Source organism: Mariprofundus sp. KV (assembly GCF_013387475.1).
In the GTDB taxonomy this organism is placed as follows: domain Bacteria; phylum Pseudomonadota; class Zetaproteobacteria; order Mariprofundales; family Mariprofundaceae; genus Mariprofundus.
Genome location: NZ_VWNB01000018.1, coordinates 1 through 19,268, shown reverse-complemented (window position 1 = coordinate 19,268; position 19,268 = coordinate 1). Strand labels below are relative to the sequence as shown.

At 53.4% G+C, this 19,268-nt stretch carries 25 protein-coding genes; 7 read left to right on the top strand and 18 right to left on the bottom strand.

Translation table 11 applies throughout. The annotated features are described in order from the left end of the window. Nucleotides 1–112: 112 nt before the first annotated feature. From F3F93_RS12675 to F3F93_RS12255, 3 genes are all read right to left on the bottom strand, one after another. Nucleotides 113–241, bottom strand: a complete 129-nt coding sequence (locus F3F93_RS12675) for a hypothetical protein (RefSeq protein WP_277816560.1) — start codon at nucleotides 239–241, stop codon at nucleotides 113–115. Between the two features lie 124 nt (nucleotides 242–365). Then, the gene (locus tag F3F93_RS12260) at nucleotides 366–905 is read right to left on the bottom strand and encodes an isoprenylcysteine carboxylmethyltransferase family protein (RefSeq protein WP_176959488.1); all 540 of its coding nucleotides are present in this window, start codon (nucleotides 903–905) and stop codon (nucleotides 366–368) included. Continuing rightward, complete coding sequence (locus F3F93_RS12255; protein WP_176959487.1) at nucleotides 880–1,083, bottom strand: hypothetical protein; 204 nt, start codon at nucleotides 1,081–1,083, stop codon at nucleotides 880–882. Before F3F93_RS12255 ends, F3F93_RS12260 begins: the two co-directional genes overlap by 26 nt. Before the next feature lie 106 nt (nucleotides 1,084–1,189). Here F3F93_RS12255 and F3F93_RS12250 point away from each other — a divergent pair, with 106 nt between their 5' ends. Next, entirely contained in the window at nucleotides 1,190–1,630 is a 441-nt protein-coding gene (locus tag F3F93_RS12250; RefSeq protein WP_176959486.1) for a hypothetical protein, read from the top strand. A gap of 3 nt (nucleotides 1,631–1,633) precedes the next feature. Here F3F93_RS12250 and F3F93_RS12245 read toward each other — a convergent pair whose 3' ends face one another. From F3F93_RS12245 to F3F93_RS12215, 7 genes are all read right to left on the bottom strand, one after another. Then, nucleotides 1,634–2,266, bottom strand: a complete 633-nt coding sequence (locus F3F93_RS12245; RefSeq protein WP_176959485.1) for a hypothetical protein — start codon at nucleotides 2,264–2,266, stop codon at nucleotides 1,634–1,636. Nucleotides 2,267–2,356: 90 nt separating this feature from the next. After that, nucleotides 2,357–3,250, bottom strand: a complete 894-nt coding sequence (ftsY, locus tag F3F93_RS12240) for a signal recognition particle-docking protein FtsY (RefSeq protein WP_176959484.1) — start codon at nucleotides 3,248–3,250, stop codon at nucleotides 2,357–2,359. A gap of 18 nt (nucleotides 3,251–3,268) precedes the next feature. After that, on the bottom strand, nucleotides 3,269–3,913 hold the full coding sequence (locus tag F3F93_RS12235) for a hypothetical protein (RefSeq protein ID WP_176959483.1): 645 nt from the start codon (nucleotides 3,911–3,913) through the stop codon (nucleotides 3,269–3,271). A 136-nt stretch (nucleotides 3,914–4,049) separates the two neighbouring features. Further along, nucleotides 4,050–4,529, bottom strand: coding sequence for a copper chaperone PCu(A)C (locus F3F93_RS12230; RefSeq protein WP_176959482.1), 480 nt, complete (start codon nucleotides 4,527–4,529; stop codon nucleotides 4,050–4,052). Between the two features lie 66 nt (nucleotides 4,530–4,595). Further along, the gene (locus F3F93_RS12225) at nucleotides 4,596–5,069 is read right to left on the bottom strand and encodes a Csp1 family four helix bundle copper storage protein (protein ID WP_176959481.1); all 474 of its coding nucleotides are present in this window, start codon (nucleotides 5,067–5,069) and stop codon (nucleotides 4,596–4,598) included. A 49-nt stretch (nucleotides 5,070–5,118) separates the two neighbouring features. Then, nucleotides 5,119–6,204, bottom strand: coding sequence for a hypothetical protein (locus tag F3F93_RS12220; protein ID WP_176959480.1), 1,086 nt, complete (start codon nucleotides 6,202–6,204; stop codon nucleotides 5,119–5,121). 111 nt (nucleotides 6,205–6,315) lie between these two features. Continuing rightward, complete coding sequence (locus F3F93_RS12215) at nucleotides 6,316–6,717, bottom strand: hypothetical protein (RefSeq protein WP_176959479.1); 402 nt, start codon at nucleotides 6,715–6,717, stop codon at nucleotides 6,316–6,318. An 80-nt stretch (nucleotides 6,718–6,797) separates the two neighbouring features. Between F3F93_RS12215 and F3F93_RS12210 the strand changes: the two genes are divergently transcribed. From F3F93_RS12210 to F3F93_RS12190, 5 genes are read left to right on the top strand one after another with little or no spacing between them, the layout of a single operon-like run. Further along, nucleotides 6,798–7,289, top strand: a complete 492-nt coding sequence (locus F3F93_RS12210) for a TlpA disulfide reductase family protein (RefSeq protein WP_176959478.1) — start codon at nucleotides 6,798–6,800, stop codon at nucleotides 7,287–7,289. A 39-nt stretch (nucleotides 7,290–7,328) separates the two neighbouring features. Beyond that, entirely contained in the window at nucleotides 7,329–8,042 is a 714-nt protein-coding gene (locus tag F3F93_RS12205; protein WP_176959477.1) for a DsbC family protein, read from the top strand. Nucleotides 8,043–8,060: 18 nt separating this feature from the next. Continuing rightward, nucleotides 8,061–8,777, top strand: a complete 717-nt coding sequence (rph, locus tag F3F93_RS12200) for a ribonuclease PH (RefSeq protein WP_176959476.1) — start codon at nucleotides 8,061–8,063, stop codon at nucleotides 8,775–8,777. A 13-nt stretch (nucleotides 8,778–8,790) separates the two neighbouring features. Next, entirely contained in the window at nucleotides 8,791–9,375 is a 585-nt protein-coding gene (gene rdgB, locus F3F93_RS12195) for an RdgB/HAM1 family non-canonical purine NTP pyrophosphatase (protein ID WP_176959475.1), read from the top strand. Next, nucleotides 9,368–9,988 (top strand): uracil-DNA glycosylase, encoded by a 621-nt coding sequence (locus tag F3F93_RS12190; protein ID WP_176959474.1) that lies wholly within the window; start codon nucleotides 9,368–9,370, stop codon nucleotides 9,986–9,988. The genes rdgB and F3F93_RS12190 overlap by 8 nt, the downstream gene beginning before the upstream one ends. Nucleotides 9,989–10,016: 28 nt before the next feature. Here F3F93_RS12190 and F3F93_RS12185 read toward each other — a convergent pair whose 3' ends face one another. From F3F93_RS12185 to F3F93_RS12150, 8 genes are all read right to left on the bottom strand, one after another. Then, entirely contained in the window at nucleotides 10,017–10,433 is a 417-nt protein-coding gene (locus tag F3F93_RS12185; protein ID WP_277816559.1) for a bacteriohemerythrin, read from the bottom strand. A 100-nt stretch (nucleotides 10,434–10,533) separates the two neighbouring features. Then, nucleotides 10,534–11,157, bottom strand: coding sequence for a lytic transglycosylase domain-containing protein (locus F3F93_RS12180; protein ID WP_176959489.1), 624 nt, complete (start codon nucleotides 11,155–11,157; stop codon nucleotides 10,534–10,536). Between the two features lie 62 nt (nucleotides 11,158–11,219). Beyond that, entirely contained in the window at nucleotides 11,220–12,944 is a 1,725-nt protein-coding gene (locus F3F93_RS12175; RefSeq protein WP_176959472.1) for a proline--tRNA ligase, read from the bottom strand. A gap of 217 nt (nucleotides 12,945–13,161) precedes the next feature. Beyond that, nucleotides 13,162–13,344 (bottom strand): carbon storage regulator CsrA, encoded by a 183-nt coding sequence (csrA, locus tag F3F93_RS12170; RefSeq protein WP_176959471.1) that lies wholly within the window; start codon nucleotides 13,342–13,344, stop codon nucleotides 13,162–13,164. A gap of 60 nt (nucleotides 13,345–13,404) precedes the next feature. Then, nucleotides 13,405–14,631 carry an aspartate kinase gene (locus F3F93_RS12165; RefSeq protein WP_176959470.1) on the bottom strand — a complete coding sequence of 409 codons (1,227 nt, stop codon included), beginning with the start codon at nucleotides 14,629–14,631 and terminating at the stop codon, nucleotides 13,405–13,407. Next, the gene (locus F3F93_RS12160) at nucleotides 14,631–15,050 is read right to left on the bottom strand and encodes a biopolymer transporter ExbD (RefSeq protein WP_176959469.1); all 420 of its coding nucleotides are present in this window, start codon (nucleotides 15,048–15,050) and stop codon (nucleotides 14,631–14,633) included. The genes F3F93_RS12165 and F3F93_RS12160 overlap by 1 nt, the downstream gene beginning before the upstream one ends. After that, entirely contained in the window at nucleotides 15,047–15,655 is a 609-nt protein-coding gene (locus tag F3F93_RS12510) for a MotA/TolQ/ExbB proton channel family protein (RefSeq protein WP_176959468.1), read from the bottom strand. The genes F3F93_RS12160 and F3F93_RS12510 overlap by 4 nt, the downstream gene beginning before the upstream one ends. A gap of 242 nt (nucleotides 15,656–15,897) precedes the next feature. Continuing rightward, nucleotides 15,898–18,288 carry a DNA internalization-related competence protein ComEC/Rec2 gene (locus tag F3F93_RS12150; protein WP_176959467.1) on the bottom strand — a complete coding sequence of 797 codons (2,391 nt, stop codon included), beginning with the start codon at nucleotides 18,286–18,288 and terminating at the stop codon, nucleotides 15,898–15,900. 296 nt (nucleotides 18,289–18,584) lie between these two features. Here F3F93_RS12150 and F3F93_RS12145 point away from each other — a divergent pair, with 296 nt between their 5' ends. After that, nucleotides 18,585–19,178, top strand: a complete 594-nt coding sequence (locus F3F93_RS12145) for a DUF4405 domain-containing protein (RefSeq protein ID WP_176959466.1) — start codon at nucleotides 18,585–18,587, stop codon at nucleotides 19,176–19,178. Nucleotides 19,179–19,268 lie beyond the last annotated feature (90 nt).

Below are 19,268 nucleotides of genomic sequence, written 5' to 3'. Positions count from 1 at the left end.
AACGGATAAACCACCCGATCAAAGCCAATCAGGCGATGATCGGGGGATAAATAAGCAAGTTTGCCAAAATTCGCGCTCGAAACAGGGGCGAGGAAAAATAATCAGGGGTTATTCAGAGCATCCCTAACAGCGTCACCTGCTCACCATCTCGCATAGCAATATAGTGAACTTCAGCTGAACATGGACTGCATAGCCAATCTTTTGCAGCATTAAGAAAGGCCTGCTTTGTTAACTCATCCATACTTTTCTCCTCCATTGACCATTTAGAATCAACTGATATCAATCTATTAAATGACCACTTTTACCAGTTTCGGACAATCGAGTCATATAACCGGCTTAGACCGTTCGACGAGTCTATATGGACACTACCATAACCCGGGAACCAGACGAAACCGCACCCGCAGGCAGTAATCACTGTAACCCTCCAGCTCATCGTTAAGCATCTGCTCCTCAAGCCGGATACGGATGCTCAGAGACAGCGCCATCAGCAGTGCTGGCACAAAACCCCAGAGCGAACCCAGCGCCAGCGGGATTGCAAACATGATCGCAACAAAACCTGTGTACATCGGATGGCGTACACAGGCATAGGGGCCGGAATCGATCACCTGATGATCACGCTCGCGCTGCACCTCTACAATCGGAGAGGCAAAGCTATTGACCTGCATCACCAGCAGAATCAGCCACATGCCCACCACCACAGCCAACAGCCCGACAAACTCCAGCGGCCAAGGCACATCCGACCAGCCGAATCGCACCGCATCCAGCCCCGGCAGCATCAGAAACGGGATATAGAAGAGGGCAAGCAGAGCACCAAAGAGTTTATCCCGGGCAGAGATGCCCGGCTTGAAATAGCTCATGCGGCTCTTCAGCAGTGCCGGATCATGACGCTGCAGCCAGATGGTCATGTAGCTCGAACAGCAGAACTGCACTGCAAGATAGGCCCACGCCTCGGGCCAGCTCATGGTTCCGGCAGCGCCGAACAGCAACCCCCCCCATGATGCCGAATGAGACAATAAAGCGGACAAACACCGCCCGCAAAGGAACGGAATCTTCCAGACGCTGCGGCTGAGTTTCTCTGTTCATATTAAAAGCATAGACCAGTCAGAGCGCGGATGAAACCAAACAGACTTGACCGCTGAAGCGTTTCGCTTTCTACTCACAGACCAGCACAAGCAGTGGAGGTGACCGAATGAAGAAGCTGACCAGCCTGACTATTGCCCTTGTCCTGCTCCTGAATCTCTCCGCCTGCGGCACGCTCTTTTATCCTGAACGCATCGGGCAGCGCCACTCCAATGAGGTGGATATCAAGATCGCCGTAGCAGACGGTATCGGTCTGCTCTTCTTTATTGTGCCGGGTATCATCGCCTTTGCGGTCGATTACAATAACGGCTCGATCTATCTGCCATCGCGACACAGCAGCAACGATCATTCAATCAAAGTGGTCAGTGCCGATCGCGACATCGACTACGACTATCTGGAGGCCATGCTCGAAGAAGAGTTCGATATACAGGTCGATCTGGATGCCAGCTCAACACTGATCGACAACAACAGATCACTTGATGCGGTGCGTTTACTCAAGCCTGATGCACAGAGCATCGCCTTTAACGACGTCGATCCATCTGCCCGATAGCAATCAACCGCCTCTGAACTTGCCATTTCGTTCAAGAATATCGAACGCCCGCTCCATATCGGCAGCAGGATCAAGGAACTGTTCTGGCAGCTCAAAGCCGGGCGTCGTTTCGAGATAACGGCAGAAAAACTCCGCATCAAGCATCGCAAAACCGTTCCCGGCCAGCGATATCTCGACCTCCTGTCCGCTTTCAAGATCGCTGCAGCGAAGATGCTTACCATGTGGAAACAGATCCCACCCCTCAGGGCTATGATCCAGTGTAAACATGTGCTCTGCCAACGCATCCGCCTCAATGCCATTGGCCTCGGCAACCCTGTAGGCAAGCTCGGTGGCATCTCTGGCAAAACGTATCGCTGCTGCGACCAGCGCATCAGCCACCGCCATCACCTCATCTTCAGAGATAAGCTGGGCAATGGTAATACGGTGAAACATGCTGGTGGAGCCGGCATCGACAACCTCGTAATGCTCGGGCAACTCCTCTTTCAACCAGTTGATGTGATCTTCAACCAGCCGCGCTGAAAACAGCGCCGGAAAACGGATCATGAGCGGTTTCTCACGCGAGATAAACGGAATCAGGCGATCCCCGGAAGGGATCTTGGAGGGAGAGAACCAGGTTTTTGTGACAATTTCATTCATATGCAAACCATAACAGAAATATCAATCTTCGCGCAGCCACTGATACTTAATCTCCATGACACCGAAGATGAGCGGCGCTTATCCTCTTATCTATTCGGGTTGTTCAGGAAGCAGGCTGGTAACAAATGCCTCACCATCAAATGCCATCAGATCTTCAAGAGATTCACCCACACCGACATAACGAATCGGCAGGCCAAAGCGGTGTGAGAGCTGCAACACAATGCCACCCTTACCCGAGCCATCGAGTTTGGTAACAACCAGCCCGGATGTTCCGGCCACTTCACGGAACTTATCCACCTGCATGACAGCATTCTGGCCTGTGCCGCCATCCACCACCTGCCACACCTCATGCGGCGCCTCAGGATAGGCCTTGGTGATCACACGTCGCACCTTGGCCAACTCATCCATCAGACCGCGATCGGTCTGCACCCGTCCGGCAGTATCGATGATCACCACATCATAGTTACGCGCCACACCGCGCTGGATGGTATCAAAGGCAACAGCAGCCGGATCAGCCCCCTCATGCTGGCGTACCATCTCCGCACCGGCGCGCTCCACCCATACAGCCAGCTGCTCAACGGCTGCCGCGCGGAAGGTATCAGCCGCACCCACCAGTACCGACCTGCCCTGCTGGCGGAACATCGTTGCAATTTTACCAATGGTTGTGGTTTTGCCAGTGCCATTTACACCAACCACCAGCAGCACAAACGGGCCGCTCTCTGGCATGTTTACCGCTTTAACCTCAGGCAGCATGGAGATCATCGACTCTTTCAGTGCCTGCACTGAACCACCGCGACGCTTTCTTGCTTTGTGTACAAGTTCACCGGCCAGCTCTCCGCCGCAATCAGCCATAATCAATCCATCTTCGATATCGAGCCACTCCTCTTCCGAGAGGGCATCCACAGAGCCACCGGGCACCAGTTGCGAGAGTGCATCACGACTGCGGGAGAGACCGCTTTTTAATCTGGAAAAGAACGAAGCCATGTTTACTCCCTGAAACCGTTACTTACTGTCGCCATCTTCACTATCGATCGGCATATCGGGAATACCGATCAGCATCTGCACCACACCACTGACCAGAAGCCTGTACTCCGGCGCTCCGGTGGTGTCATGCAGAAGCCCGGAAGCCTCACCAAGCATCAGCTGACCATGATTAACCATCACCGCATCAATATCACCTGCCATACCCTGCTGGCCCAGCATAATCAGGGAGCTGCCTGTTGCAGCCACCTCAACGGCATGGTTAAGCATACGAATGGCATCTTTATCAGCGGTTTTGGTCGAGATCCCCTTCATCGCTTCAATCAGAACGGCAGACTTGTCGGCAAGCTCCTGAGTCATCTTCATCAGAGGTTTGTTGCCACTGCCATATTTATGCATGCGCGCCATCTCAGGCCCGCTCATGGCGCGCTCAAGCAGCCCGGAGGCCTTCACCAACATGGCCGGGCCATGTTCAACGCCCTGAAGGTTCATATCTGCACCCTGGGTGGCCATCTGCAGTGAGTGGTTCACCAGCATATGCAGATGGTGCAGCTTAGTCGTGTAGGAGAGGTTCTGACGCGCCTGATGCATCTCATGGCGGTCAAATTCACAGGCTGTCAGAGTCAACAGAGAGAGGCAGATGATAAGCCGAATCACAGATCTCATATTGCCTCCGTCATATTTAAAAATTGGTGTAAAAACAGATATGGCGGAGATTACATCAAATCGTAATCTCCGCCATCAATCCGTAGCGCTTCAGGGCCGGTTAAGGCTATTTAAGGTGTGCGCTGCCCTGGCTTATTCAGTGACCGTGATGTTCACCGTGGCTGCCGCCGTGGTCATCATATCCGCCACTATCCTGACTGCGCATATCACGCACTTCGGCATGCACCATCACTGAGCTTCCGTCAGAGAATGTAATTGTCATCATCACATGGTCACCGGCATTCAGCGTGCCGGTGAGCTCGGTCAGCATCAGATGATTGCCACCGGTCTCAAAACGCAGCTCTCCATGGGCAGGTACAACCACCTTATCCATCTTCATCATATGCATCATACCATCATGCATCGACATACTATGGAACTCAGGCTTGGCTGCCGCTGAAGATTCAACAGCAACCACCTCGACATCCTTCTCACCACTATTTTTCAAAGTGAGATAACCTGCTGCCGTATCAGCAACCGGTGGCGGCATACGTACCCAGGCATCTTCGACGCTGATCTCAGCGGCTGCCAGTGACGGGATAAAAAGCAGCAGCACTGCAAGTAATAGAGCTTTCATTTTCATATTATCCTCTCGATAAAGTGGTATGACGGGGCAGCACAACACTACCCCGCCATCCCGGTTTTATGCGGTGTAAGCTTTGCACGCTTTGATGCATGCCGCGCACGCATCTGCACAAGCCTTGCATTCAGGGTGTTTATCATGCTTGCGGCACTGCGTCTCACAATCGCCACACACTTCAATACCAAGCTCAATCATGGCCTTCAGATATTTTGAGTTATATGAAGCCAGTTTGGCATGAGCGGTACAGAAGGCCATCGTCTCCTGCACACTGATCGCGCAATCTGCCAGCGCCGTGTCGCCCGCCTTGAACGAATCAAGACAGTGGTCGATACAGGCCTCTGCGGTTGCCACACAGTGGTGCAGTGATTTGGCCAGCTCCAGATGTTTACCACCAGCCACATGGTGATGATGTCCCTCCATGCCTGCTGCCAGCGCGCTGCTGCCAAGAGTGGTCGCTGCCAGAGCAGTGGCACCAAGAGCTCCAGCCCCTTTCAACATGGCGCGTCGCTGTTCAGAAAATTGATCATTGCTCATATAGTCACTCCTTTTTATTGAGGAACACCCTGAATATTTCAGAGCGCCCTTAGAAGTAAGTGGTCGCACGCAGGAAGAACCAGTGATCGGTAACCTGCTGAATGCCTCTTACATTCTGATAGACAGGCATACGATACTCACCACTGAGAATCAGTCCATCAGCAGCAATCCACTGGAAGCCGGGTGAGATGAAAACGGAAGCCAGGCCGGTGTTGGCCACATTGTCGAGCACATTGCCATTTACATTCTGATAGGCAACCTTGCCGGAAGCCAGATCAATTGTGCCATCGGTGCTATCTTTCTGTGAGTAGACGCTATTCACATCCAGTTTAACATTAAACTTGGAGGTGATGCGATAACGGCCTGAAAGGTCGGCATTCAACCGATCACCCACCTTGTAACCAAGGTCGTTGCGGCTGGTAATATGATAACTGGCAGATGGAGAGAGCAGGAACTGCGCGCCGCCATCCTCATGCTCACCAAATGCAAACGTACCATTGGCCACAAGGAACCCATCCCATGAGTTGGTGCCTGCCTGCATCATCATATGCACCAGATCACCCCTTGCATTACGTGCCTTGGATTTGCCTGTTGGTGCTTTAATACCCAGACCAAGTGTCAGACGCTCACGCGTACGGATATCGGCATCCTTGTAGACATCGCGCAGATACATGGCGGTAACGTCACCAAGGCCCTGAATGGTGTCCATGTTAGATGTTGAGTAGCGGATTCCCGCTGGCATCTTCATGCCCATCATCATCTCCATATCATTGATGATATACGGCACAGTCAACAGGAATGCATTATCCTCATCCATACGATAGGCCATGTTGGCGACAATCTTCTGCATGGTCATCTTGCTGGATACGGCATACATCGAGCCGTTGGCACGGCCAGCCAGATTATTGCTGATAATCTGCTGTGGACTGATCTTGGTTGTGCCCTGTTTGTTGGTTTTCATCAGCATCGTGTCGTACTGCAGTGAAACGGTCAGCCCTGTTGCTGAACCGATACCATCGACACCGGCAGCGATACAGCATGAGAGGCCGCACTCACTGGCAGAGGACTGCTGGGCCATGCCAACAGCGGATAGAGCCAGCGCGCTCGCGATGGCCAAAGATTTTGCGATTTTCATTATTCTCTCCAAATTAATTTCATGATTTCTGGGCGCAGCCGGATGGACACAGAGTGCCCTGCAGCAGACGCAAACAGGCCATCAAAAAGATGGCGTTCGGAATTTAGGAAATCAGGAGATCAGTTGTGGAGGCGGAACAGGAATGCGAGCCGTTCTGTAGAGCAGCACAGGTTCAAAAGGCGTAGTGGCTGCAACGGAGTCGACACCCATCTGGAACAGGGCGGTATCGATATTGTGCGGTGCCAGAAGATGCGGCAGCGAATCGATACTGTTGTGGCAGCCGCAGCCGCACTCAATGCGATCTTTCTGCCAGTCACCCTGCAGCCCTGTGCGGTGATCATGGCCAAGATGAACCGCTTCAAGCCCGCCATCATGGTGACCTTCATGCTCATCACCCATCGTCATGCTGGCGACAAGCTCAGGCCCCAGACAACTTGCAGCTTCCGCTAACGCAGGAACAGAGCTGACACACAACAGTGTTGCAGTCAGAAACAGAGCAAGTACTTTTCGCATGGCGCGGAATGATGGCGTAGTGCACCCTTATCTGCAAGATTCGGGCGCTTGCGGCAGCTGTTGCAGAAAAGGAGAGTCTTATGATGCGTTGGATTACAGTGCTGATTGTTGCACTGTTGGCATGGACACCAATCCATGCGGCCGAGTTTAAATGGATGGATGAGAGTGGCAGTACCTTTGCTCTGGATTCACTCAAAGGTAAACCGGTACTCATCCACTTCTGGGCCTCATGGTGCCCCTCATGCAGGGAAGAGATGCCCGCCTTTGCGCAGTGGGTCAGCAGTCATCCGCAGGTCAATACACTCTCTGTCTCTCTGGATCAAAAAGCTGCCAACGCCACTGCCTTCCTGAATGAGGCCGGCATCAACATGCCGCTGCTGCTTACAGATGAGAATCAGGCACGCAAACTTGGTGCTCAGGCGCTGCCGACCACCATCATTATCGACGCCAATGGCGAGATCAGTCAGCTGCACAGAGGCCCGCGCGACTGGAGCAGCAAAGCCTATTCTGATCAGCTGCTTAAAAGCCTGCTCCCAGAGGCGCAAAACGCCCCCCTTCACGTTCAGTATTAATAAATCATGATTCAAACAGTTTATATTTCCGGAGGTTTTATGCGATCTGTTCTTCTTCTACTCTTGCTGGTGATGCCGGGGCTGGCTACAGCCGGTTCAGCCAAAGCCGATATCGACGCCATCTCAAAACATTCAGCTGAACTGCTGCGCGTTGAGCAGGTGGACGAGGTGCGCAAAACCCCGATCAAGGGGCTGTTTGAGGTGCGCAGTGGCAGAAACATCTACTACTCTGATGCCAAAGGAGACTACTTTGTACTTGGTGCCAGCATCATCGACACCGCCGCTAAAAAGAACCTGACCAGTGCACGCAAAGAGGAGATCAACCGCATCGACTGGTCCAGCCTGCCGCTGGATAAAGCGGTGCTCTCCGGTGACAAAAATGCCAAGCTGGAGCTGGCTATCTTCACCGACCCCGATTGCCCCTACTGCCGCAAACTGGAAGAGGAGCTGAAAATACTTGAAGGTGTTAAGGTCTATACCTTCCTCTATCCACTGGTGCAGCTGCATCCCAACGCCCGCGCTAAGTCAGCAGCTATCTGGTGCAGCAAGGATCAGCACAAGATGCTGCAGAAGGTGATGCTGGAAAACTTCACCCCTGAAGCAGCCACCTGCGATACGCCGCTTGATGCGATCGCTGCACTGGCCCAGAAGTTGAACATCAACGGCACACCTGCCCTGATCGCCGGCGATGGCCGCATGGTTGCCGGCGGAAAAGCCGCTGCTGATATCAAGACGTGGCTGGAAAACAAATAAGCTCCACAAGGATCCGATATGCGTGACACTCGTCAGGCGGATGAGCTCCGCCCCATCTCTATCGACACCGCATTCAACCGCTATGCGGAGGGTTGCGCCCTGATCTCATTCGGCCATACCCGTGTATTGTGCACAGCAAGTGTGGAGGAGAAGCAGCCTCCATTTCTGAGAAACACCGAGAAGGGCTGGGTCACCGCTGAATACGGCATGCTGCCGCGTGCCACCCATACCCGTGGCGGTCGCGAAGCTGCACGCGGCAAACAGGGTGGCCGCACTGTAGAGATCCAGCGTCTGATTGGTCGCTCACTGCGTGCTGTTGTCGATCTTGATCTGCTCGGCCCCCGCTCGATCAGTATCGACTGTGATGTACTGCAGGCCGATGGTGGCACCCGCACGGCAGCCATTACCGGCTCATGGGTCGCCATGCGCATTGCGATAAACAAACTGCTTGCTGATGGCACACTCACAGAGGATCCGGTGATGGATCAGCTGGCAGCAGTAAGCTGCGGTTTTGTGGAGGGGCAGGCACTGCTCGATCTTCAGTATTCGGAAGATTCACAAGCTGAGATGGATGCCAACTTTATCATGACGCCAGCCGGTGGTGTGATCGAGGTGCAGGCCACCGCCGAGGATAAACCACTGCACTGGGATCAGTTCATGCAGCTGAAGGTGCTGGCCGATAAAGGTATCGCTGATCTGGCTGAGATTCAGAAGCAGGCGGTTGCAAACGTCTGATGAGCAACTGCTGATGAAAATCGTCGTTGCCAGCAACAATAAGAAGAAGCGCGCCGAGATTCAGACGATTCTGGGTGCCCTGGGCATCGAGCTTGTAACCCCTGAAAACACCATATCTGTTGATGTGGTTGAGGATGCCGACAGCTTTGCCGGCAACGCCAGGAAAAAAGCGGAAGCCTTTGCCAGAGCCAATGGCAGACCGGCACTGGCTGATGACTCGGGCCTCTGTGTTGATGCACTTAAAGGCGCACCGGGTATCTACTCCGCCCGCTTTGCCGGTGAAGATGCCACAGATGCCGAGAACAATATAAAGCTACTCGCTGACCTGAACGGCATCGAAACGCGCACAGCCCATTTCGTCTGCGCCCTTCACCTTGCCTTCCCTGACTCCTCGTCCCCCTTAACAGCAGAAGGGAGCGTTGATGGCTCCATTCTTTGCGCGTTATCAGGCAACACAGGTTTCGGGTATGACCCGCTCTTCTACTCGCCCGAGCTTGGCAAAGCCTTTGCCGACTCCACACCGGAGGAGAAGGCATCGGTTTCCCATCGTGGTCGCGCCCTGCGACTGCTGGCAGAGAAGCTGCGACAGCGTGGCTGAATTCAGCCCCAGCTGTCGAAAATGCCCCCGGCTTGTCTCCTGCCTAAAGCAAACAAAGAGAGATCAACCGACTTATCATGCCGCACCGGTCCCCGCTTTCGGAGATGCAAATCCAAAGCTACTTATCATTGGTCTTGCGCCGGGTCTGCATGGCGCCAACAAAACAGGCAGACCATTTACCGGTGATGCCTCCGGCGAACTTCTCTATCAGACCCTGTTTGATCTCGGCTTCGCATCGGCACCTGAATCAACACATGCAGACGATGGCTTAAAACTCTTCGGTGTTCGCATCACCAATGCAGTAAAATGTCTGCCACCACAAAATGCGCCAACAGCCGCTGAGGTTAAAAACTGCCTTCCTTACCTGAATGAGGAGATCAACAATCTTCCAGAAACGTGCTCCCTTCTTGCGCTGGGTAAACTTGCACATGACGCTGTTTTGCGTGTTTATGGATTAAAATTGAATGCGCTCGAATTCGGGCACGCCGCAGATCATCTGCTGCCCGATGGCCGCAGACTCATCGACTCCTACCACTGCTCCCGCTACAACACCCAGACCAAGCGCCTGACCTATGAGATGTTCAGTGACGTTCTACAACAGGCTATCCGTTAACAGTTAGAAACAGTCTCAGTATATTGACTTACTCAGCTCGTAGATATTCGATGTATTGCGTGTCCTCAAACAACACATGGTTAATCAGCAGGCTTCTGATCTCCAGACCTGTTTCAATCCATAGGCGGCTGAACTCGGTAGCGTGGATCTCTTCCAGTGCCTGCCTGAACTTGCTGATGAGCTCGGCATGAAGTTGTGCGTGCTCTTCCCTGGCAGGGTACAACTTTTCGATAAATAGCCGCTCCTCATGTGCGAAGTGGGCAATAGCATCGTCCAGCATCTGCTTCATGATGCGCTCAACAACAGCCTTATCCCGCTGCTGGCTCATGATTTCACTATTTAGTTCATTGACCAGTCTGATGAAGTTCCGGTGCTCAGCATCGATCTCTGCATTTGACATGCTCAGCTCATCTGACCACTCAATTCTCCATGGCGACACATCCATAACAGCCACCTTTCTTCCTATGTGATTAGTGTAGCAGATATTCGATACATAAGCAGCATTTACGAATGCAAACGTAAAAAGGCAACTTGAAAAGGGAGAGCTAGATACCGAAATCGGTGGCCTTGAATTTTTTCATGCTATCAAAAACTTTATTCGGATATTTCATCTTGCCCAGTGAACCATTATAGGCACCCAGTGCGCGGCTAAGTGTTTTGTAGCGATTGATGTAGATACGAAGAATGGCACAGCCGTAGCGGATGTTGGTTTCGATCTCCAGCAGGTTATCTTTCTGCTGACCCAGCTCATCTTTCCAGAAGGGCATCACCTGCATCAAACCGATGGCACCGACATTACTGACTGCAAAATGATCAAAGCGCGACTCCACGGCAATCACACCCAGCACCAGTTCAGGAGAGAGGTTAGAGCGTTTGCTGTAGACATAAACCCAGCGGGCAATCGCTTCGGCCTCACTCTCATCAGAGACCCATGGTTGAATGGTCTGAATGATATCTTTTACCCATACCGTCTGTTCAAAGTCCGGCTGCCTGGCGGGCTCTTCCGGCTTGAGCATGTTACGCAGCTCCTCTTTCTCTTCCGGTTTGAAATCAAGCAGATCAACATTCTTCTCCACCATCTTCTTCACCGCAGTCTGGGCCAGATGTTGCCTGTCCTCCGGGCTGCTGGTCAGCCATATCGGAACGGATACGAGAAAACAGGCGACCATCACACCGGCAAGCAGGGCTTTGGGGGATACCCCGCCCAGTAAGCGTTTGAGGCCGTCAGAGTTCAGCTAGAGGCTCCCTTCGCTCTGGCGCTGTTCAATATCTCGATGGTTTGACTGACGGTATCGCTCAGATTTACTGTGATGCGATCACCGCCGCGCAGGCCGATCTCGGCAACGCCATCTGCCAAGCCGCGATCTGCGACCACCACCTGCAGTGGTAACCCGATCAACTCAGCATCCTTAAATTTCACGCCCGGTCCGACTTTGCGCTCATCCCAGAGCACATCGATACCGGCATCCTGCAGCTGACGGTAGATCGATTCAGAGGCTTCGTTCACCTCATCAGATTTACCCATGGTGATCAAGGCAACCTGAAACGGTGCCATATCAACAGGCCATGCAATGCCTGCGTCATCATTACACTGCTCAACAATCGCAGCCATCAATCGTGAAATGCCGATGCCGTAACAGCCCATCGTAGCCACGGCTCGCTTGCCATTAGGATCCTGGAACATCACCTCCATCGGCTCGGAGTAGCGCCTGCCCAGCTCAAAGATGTGTCCCACTTCAATGCCACGCGAGAGTTCAATAGCACCGCCACAGCGGCCACAGAGATCACCGGCGCGGGTTTCACGCAGATCGGCAAAGCTAATACCATCGAGATCACGCTCGACATCCACCCCAGTCAGATGAGTGTCACGACAGTTGGCACCTGCCACCAAACCGAGCGCTCCGGTCAGACTGTTGTCGACAAACACCCTGCACTGCAAATCTTTCGGACCAACAAAACCGGTCACACCGCCAACCGCCTTGATCTCCTCATCAGTTGCCAGTTCCAGCGAGTCGGCATCCACAGCATGGGCCAGCTTGATCTCCTGTAGCTGATCATCGCCACGCACACACGCTGCCACAATCTCACCATCGGATTCACCACCGACAACACGATAAACCAGCGTTTTCACCAGCAGTGCCACATCAATACTGAGGAAAGCGGCCACATCTTCAGCACTGGTCACATTCGGCGTGACCACTTCAGCCAGCTCAGCCACAGCGCCCTCCGGCTGAGTGCGGGAAGAGACAGCCTTCTCGACATTGGCCGCATAATCACAGGCCGAGCAGTGGGCGATCAGATCTTCACCTGATTCAGCCAGCACATGGAACTCATGCGAGTTGTTGCCGCCAATTGAGCCAGTGTCAGCTTCAACCGGACGGAACTTTAGCCCCAGACGCGTGAAGATGCGGTTGTAGGCCTCAAACATATTCCTGTATTCGGCAGTCAGTGACGCATCATCAGCATGGAAGGAGTAGCCATCTTTCATGATGAACTCACGCCCACGCATCAGTCCGAAACGCGGCCTGATCTCATCACGGAATTTGGCCTGAATCTGATAGAGGTTCATCGGCAGCTGCTTGTAGGAGCGCAGCTCGCGGCTGACCAGATCACAAATCACCTCTTCATGGGTCGGCCCCAGACATGACTGGTGATCGTGGCGATCCTGAAACTTCAGCAGTTCAGGGCCATACTTCTCCATGCGCCCCGATTTTTCCCACAGCTCACCCGGCTGCACCATCGGCATCAGCAGCTCCTGGGCACCGGCGCGATTCATCTCATCACGAACCACCGCCTCGATCTTGCGCAGTACGCGCAAGCCAACAGGCAGATAGTCGTAAACACCGGAGGTGACACGGCGGATAAAACCGGCGCGCAGCAGTAGTTTATGCGAGACCACCTCTGCATCGGCAGGGTCATCTCGGAGAGTAGGAACAAAGAGTGTTGAGTATCGCATGCGCTGAAGGATAGCGGCGCTGCTGCCATTCAGATAGCCCTTGCATGCACCCTTTCAGCAGATGCTATTGCAGAACTCTGCAAAAGTGGCCAGCTGCCCCTGTTGATGGCGCTGTAAGTTTAAATAGTGGGGCTGCAGAGAGGCAAAATACCTGCAGATTTCAGATACAGTTCACCCCTGCCGCAGCAAGAGATGCGGGCAAGCGGTGATCTGTTTGTTATGCAGCTGATGCGAGAGTTTCGTTTGCGGAAGTTTCAACGCGCTCTTCGCGGTTGACCCTGACTTCACGTGGAGCTTCGATGCCGATACGCACCTGTCCCCCCTTCACGTTCAGCACCTGAATCTGAATGTTATCCCCGATCGCAATCGATTCGCCTTTTTTTCGTGTCAATATAAGCATGGGTTCTCCTCTGCTTACTTTAATAGACTACTATATCGGAAAGCGCAAGGGTGAGATTAATCAGCCTTCACCGGCAGCACGGTCAAGTTCGAAGGCTGCATGCAGGGCACGCACAGCCAGCTCGACATACTTCTCTTCAATGACAACGGTAATTTTAATCTCACTGGTGGTGATCATCTGGATATTCACACCCTCTGCCGCCAGCGCCTGAAACATCTTCTGCGCCACACCGGCATGTGAACGCATACCGACACCGATCACCGACACCTTGGCGACGGTGTTATCACCCTTGTAACCACTGGCGCCCAGCCCTTTGCAGAGGTCGGCCATGATCTTCATGGTTGGTGCGTAATCGCTGCGCGGCACAGTAAAGGTGATGTCGGTATGACCCTCTTCACTGACGTTCTGGACAATCACATCAACATTAATGCCTGCGGCAGCAACAGGGCCAAAGACATTGCTGGCGATGCCCGGATGATCGGGAATCTCCATAATGGTAATTTTCGCTTCGTCGCGATTATAGGCCACGCCTGAAATAGCAGCTCTTTCCATCGTATCATCCTCTTTCGAAACCATTGTTCCCTGCACCAGATCAAAGCTGGAGCGCAGATGAATCGGCATATCATAACGCATCGCCAGCTCAACAGAGCGGGTCTGCAGCACCTTGGCCCCCAGTGAGGCAAACTCGAGCATCTCCTCATAGGAGATATGATCCATCTTGCTCGCCTTGCTCTCAATGCGCGGATCGGTGGTGTAGATACCATCAACATCGGTATAGATATCGCAGACATCAGCTTCTACGGCAATGGCCAGAGCTACCGCTGAAGTATCGGAGCCACCACGCCCCAGCGTGGTGATATTGCCAGCCTCATCAGTACCCTGAAAACCGGTTACCACCGGCACCTCAAAACGCTGCATGCGCTCAATCAGATGGTCACTCTGCACGCCGGTAATACGAGCACGGGCATAACTGCTATCGGTTTTGACACCGGCCTGAGCACCGGTAAACGAGTAGGCGGCAACGCCACGCTTTTGCAGCTCCATCGCCAGCAGTGCAGCACTCACCTGCTCACCGGTTGCCACCAGTGCATCGAGTTCACGCCGGGCCGGATTATCCGAGACTTCAGCCGCCAGTGAGAGCAGACGGTTGGTCTCGCCACTCATCGCCGAGACAACGACTGCCACCTGATGACCACGCTCCAGCTCGCCGCAAATAATATCTGCAGTTTTGCGAATCCTCTCCAGCGACCCGACCGAGGTACCACCATATTTCTGTACAATACGCATCAGTGCGTCTCCACATCATCGGCTGCAACTGTTGCAATACCGACCTTAGTCATCTCAAGCTCGCGCAGGGTATCAAGCACGAGCACTACCCGTTTATGTCGCGCATCCGAATCCGCCCGCAGCACGACCCGCATGTTCGGATCGCCCTTGGATACATTAAGAATGCGTTTGCGAAGATCCTTATCATCCACAATCTCATCCTGAACATAGAGCTGACCTTTGGCATTGATGGCAATCGTCACCTGTTTGGACTCACTCTGTGCCGCAGTTGCCTTACTGGTAGGCAGATCAAGCTTGAGACTGGATGAGAGGTTGAAACTGGTGGAAACCATGAAAAAGATCAGCATCAAAAACACCACGTCTACCAGTGGCGTAATATCCACCAGGTAATCCGCACGCGATTTCTGACGAAGCTTCATGCACGTTCGCCTTTCAACAGTTCAACAAAACGCAGCGCATGCTGCTCGATCTCCAGTACAAACCTGTCCACGCGGGATTCGTAAAAGCGGTAGGCCACCAGCGACGGAATCGCCACCGAGAGACCGAAGGCGGTGGTGTTCAATGCCTTGGAGATACCACCGGCCAGCACGTCAGCTTTACCGACACCCACCAGTGAGATCTGCTGAAACACCTCGATCATACCGATCACCGTACCGAGCAGGCCTAGCAGTGGTGAAACCGCAGCGATCACACCCAATACGCCGATAAAGCGATCCATGTGGGCCACCTCCTGACGGCCGGACTCCTCAAGGATCTCCTTGATCACAGAGCGATGTACACCGCGATTGGCCAGCGCAACCCAGAGAATGCGACTCATGGCCGTGTTGTGGCCCTGACAGGTCTGCATCGCAGCCTTTACATCACCGGAACGCACCGCGGTCTCAATCTTTTTCACTTCGCCCAGTGGAATCACCACGGAACGGCGCAAGCTCCAGCCGCGCTCAATAATAATGGTCAACGACAGCACAGATGCCGCAAGCAGGAAGTACATCACAACGCCGCCCTGCTGGATAAATTCAATCACTCAAGCCTCCATGCGCAGGCAGTCACAACTGCTGCTGCATCTCTCTTTTCTGCTCATTCAACTGCACCTGTGATCTCAATGTTACCGGATCACCCTCTCAGCAACAGATACACACCTTCACTCAGCCCATCTGCAGAATGGCGGCAATTATGGTGAGGCTGGCGGCAGAAGTCACCCACCACAGGTGAAAAAAGTTTTCACTATCGCCCAGATACCGCCAAATCAGTCAGCGATGGCTGCTTTTATCGCGACAGCCACCAGCGCAGGGCCATCTCACGACGGCGCTCCCGCCCTGCTGCCCACTGCTGCCACTGCAGCTGCTCAGAGAGCTCCACCAGCACAGCGCCATCGGCTGTATTGGCTATCTCTGCAGCAACTTCACGATAACGTGATAACACCGCAAGATCAGGAAAGCCGTAGCGGTTTCCCGCTCCGGTCTGGGCAATAGCAAGATCCGGCTGCAGCGTTTGCACAAACTCAGGCGAACTGGAGGAGCGGCTGCCATGATGCGGCATCAGCATAAGATCAACAGCTTTGAGCCCCTGCAGCAGCTCAGCCTCAACCTCCAGCTCAATATCACCCGGCAGCAGCAGCGATCTGCTGCCAGCCAGCGTCACCCTTAAGACCAGAGAGCTGTTGTTGCGGTTTTCCGGTGTAAAGCCTCGCGGTGGCCACAACACCTCCACAGCATAACCATCGCTCTCAATCCGATCCGCACGTGCAAGCCAGCGGATCGGAATCGCCCCCTGCGCAACAATCCTGCGCACAAGCCACTGTTCTCGCGCAGAAGGAACATCTGGCAACCATATCTCCCCCACATCGTTCAGCCTGTCGATCAAGGAGAGAGCGCCACCGAGATGATCAGACTGCGCATGTGATAAGACCAGCCGGTCAACATGGGTCACACCCATTGCCCGCAACCCCTCCGCCACGCTTGTGCCGCCGTTAAAACGGCTGCCCGCCTGTCCCGGCACATCGATCACCATCACCTGCCTGCCCGGCATCAACAGTGTCGAGGAGGCCCCCTGCCCGACATCCCACACCACCCATGTCGGTTGATTCACATCCGACTCATGCAGCAGTGCCGCCAGATAAGCGGCAAGCAACAATGACACGACAACTGCCGAGAGAACCCTTTTCTTCTGCCACCAGAGCACACCTGCAATAGTAAGTCCGACACCATAGAGCAGCGACAGCCACAACTGCGGCACCACTGTTTTCAGCGATCCGGCCGGCAGCGCTGAGATTGCAGTGATGATCTTCACCCCGACACCTGCAATAAAACCACTGATCTGCATCAACAGCGCCGCCAGTGACTCAACTCCGACCAGCGCAGTCAGCTCACCGAGAAGCGCAGCAGGCAGCACAAACAGACCAAACAGCGGTACCAGTATCAGATTGGCCGGCAGGCCATAGACCGGTAGCGAACCGAAGGTTGTCACCACCATGGGTAGCGTGGCCAGCATCGCCAACAGTGAACTCCAGAGCAGCAGCCGCAGTGACTTTTTAAAACGTATCAACCATGAAACCTCAGTTTCACGTTCCGAATGAAGCCCCCACAACAGCAGCGCTGCAGTTGCCACAAAAGAGAGCCAGAGTGAGAGTGATGCAATGGCAGCCGGATCAACCAGCAGAATCAACCCCAAGGCTGCCAGCAGGATATTGATCGGCTCATGACGTGTTGAGAGCTGCCATGCCAATACTGCTGCCGCCAGCATCACTGCCGCCCGAATGGCAGGCACAGGCCAGCCCGCCAGCATGGCGTAAACAAAAGCCGCGACAAACCCACCCGTCAGTGCAATCGAGCGGATGCGCAGGTTCACAATCCACGACTCGCGCCGGGTCAACAGCCACCAGAGCAGTGCAAACATCCATGCCGCCGCCATGCCGACATGCATACCTGAAATGGCCAGCAGATGCGCTGTGCCAGTAGCAGAGAAGGCGCGGCTCGCCGCTTCACTTACCCGATAACGTTCAGCCAGCAGCAGCGCAGAGAGCACCCCCTGCTCATTTTTTTCGGCACTTCCGATTGCCGCACGTATGCGCTGGCGCGCGGCCTCCAGCCCCGGAATGTTTGCATCAATAATTTCGATCTCACCACGCAGCGAACCGATCAGTGCGACCCGGTTATCAAAACACCACGATTTGTAATCAAAAGCACCGGGATTCTTATAGTTGCGCGGCAAGCGCCAGCGCGCCGTGGCTTCAATCCTCTGCCCGGCTACGGGCATCGTTTCACCTTTACCATAGCTGTAAAGCAGCACCTTGCCGGAGATGGATTGCCCGTCACTCCGAACAGGCGCGTCCAACAGCAGGCGCGTGGATATGCCACTTCTCTCCACCTTCTCAACAGTGGCACTGAAATGGACAGTGCCGCTCAACCAGCTTTGATCCACCGCCACATGGCGTGCATCCATCAAAAGGTCTGCACTGCCCCAAAGCGCAGCGACAAGCAGAACCACCGCCAGCGCTCTTTTTCTGATTACCCATAGCAGCAAAAGAAACAGAGCGAGAACAACCGATGCAGCAACTGGCGCCAACAGATCAGTTCGCACCAATGCCAACCCCACAGCCCACACCACGACAGGCCAGAGCAACGGCAATCGCCGAACATCAAAAACGTTCCCTTCCATCTTATTCAGATCATAGACGGTTTTGGAATCACTTGCTCAACAAGCCGAGTAATGCTCGCCAGACCTTCAGCTCTGCCTGGGGAACGTGGTGCAACTCGAATTAGTTGAATTGACCGGCAGATAACGGCCCAGAGTGTGTGAAAACACAGGCTTGGGTTTTCACACACTCTGGGCCGACTGCTGCCGATCACGACAGGCGACTCACGGCCAAAAGCATCGTTCAGAATTGAACATATATAGCAGCCAGCCCTTTAGTTAGGCTATACTGTTAACATGAAAATTGTGAAGATTACCATATGAGACGCACTAATATTAATTTCATTATCGATGCTGTCGCATTCATCGGATTTATCGTAATGACGATAACCGGCGTGCTAATGCGATATATCCTACCTCCTGGCAGTGGACACTATTCGACAATATGGGGCCTTGATCGACATGAATGGGGAGATATCCACTTTTGGATATCAGCTGTCTTCTTTTCTCTGCTTGCAATACATCTACTACTGCATTGGCGCTGGGTTATGAGTGTGGTTGCCGGCCAGCCTCGCGAAGGTTCAGGATTTCGGGCCGGATTGGGAATCATTGGATTATTGACTATAATTGCGCTCGCCTTATCTCTGTTGCTAACTCCAGTTGAAAAAGATTTAACCAGCAGAGGTGCATCAATTGGATCTACTCATAAGTATGAAGACACAGAAATCCGCGGTTCGATGACATTAAAGGAAATACAAGCAGCTACAGGTGTGCCAGCTGCTTATATTGTCGAATCATTGAAATTACCTGAATCAACATCAGTAAACGAACAACTAGGTTCTTTAAAAAGAAAATATAAGTTTGAGATAATTGATATTAGGGATACTCTGAATAACTCGTCGATTCCTGTATAATTTCTCCGAACAGGAGGAGTTATGGATCAGTTGAGTTTTGCGGAAGCGGAATACGATCACAAGCGTCGCAAGACGCGCCGTGAGGCGTTT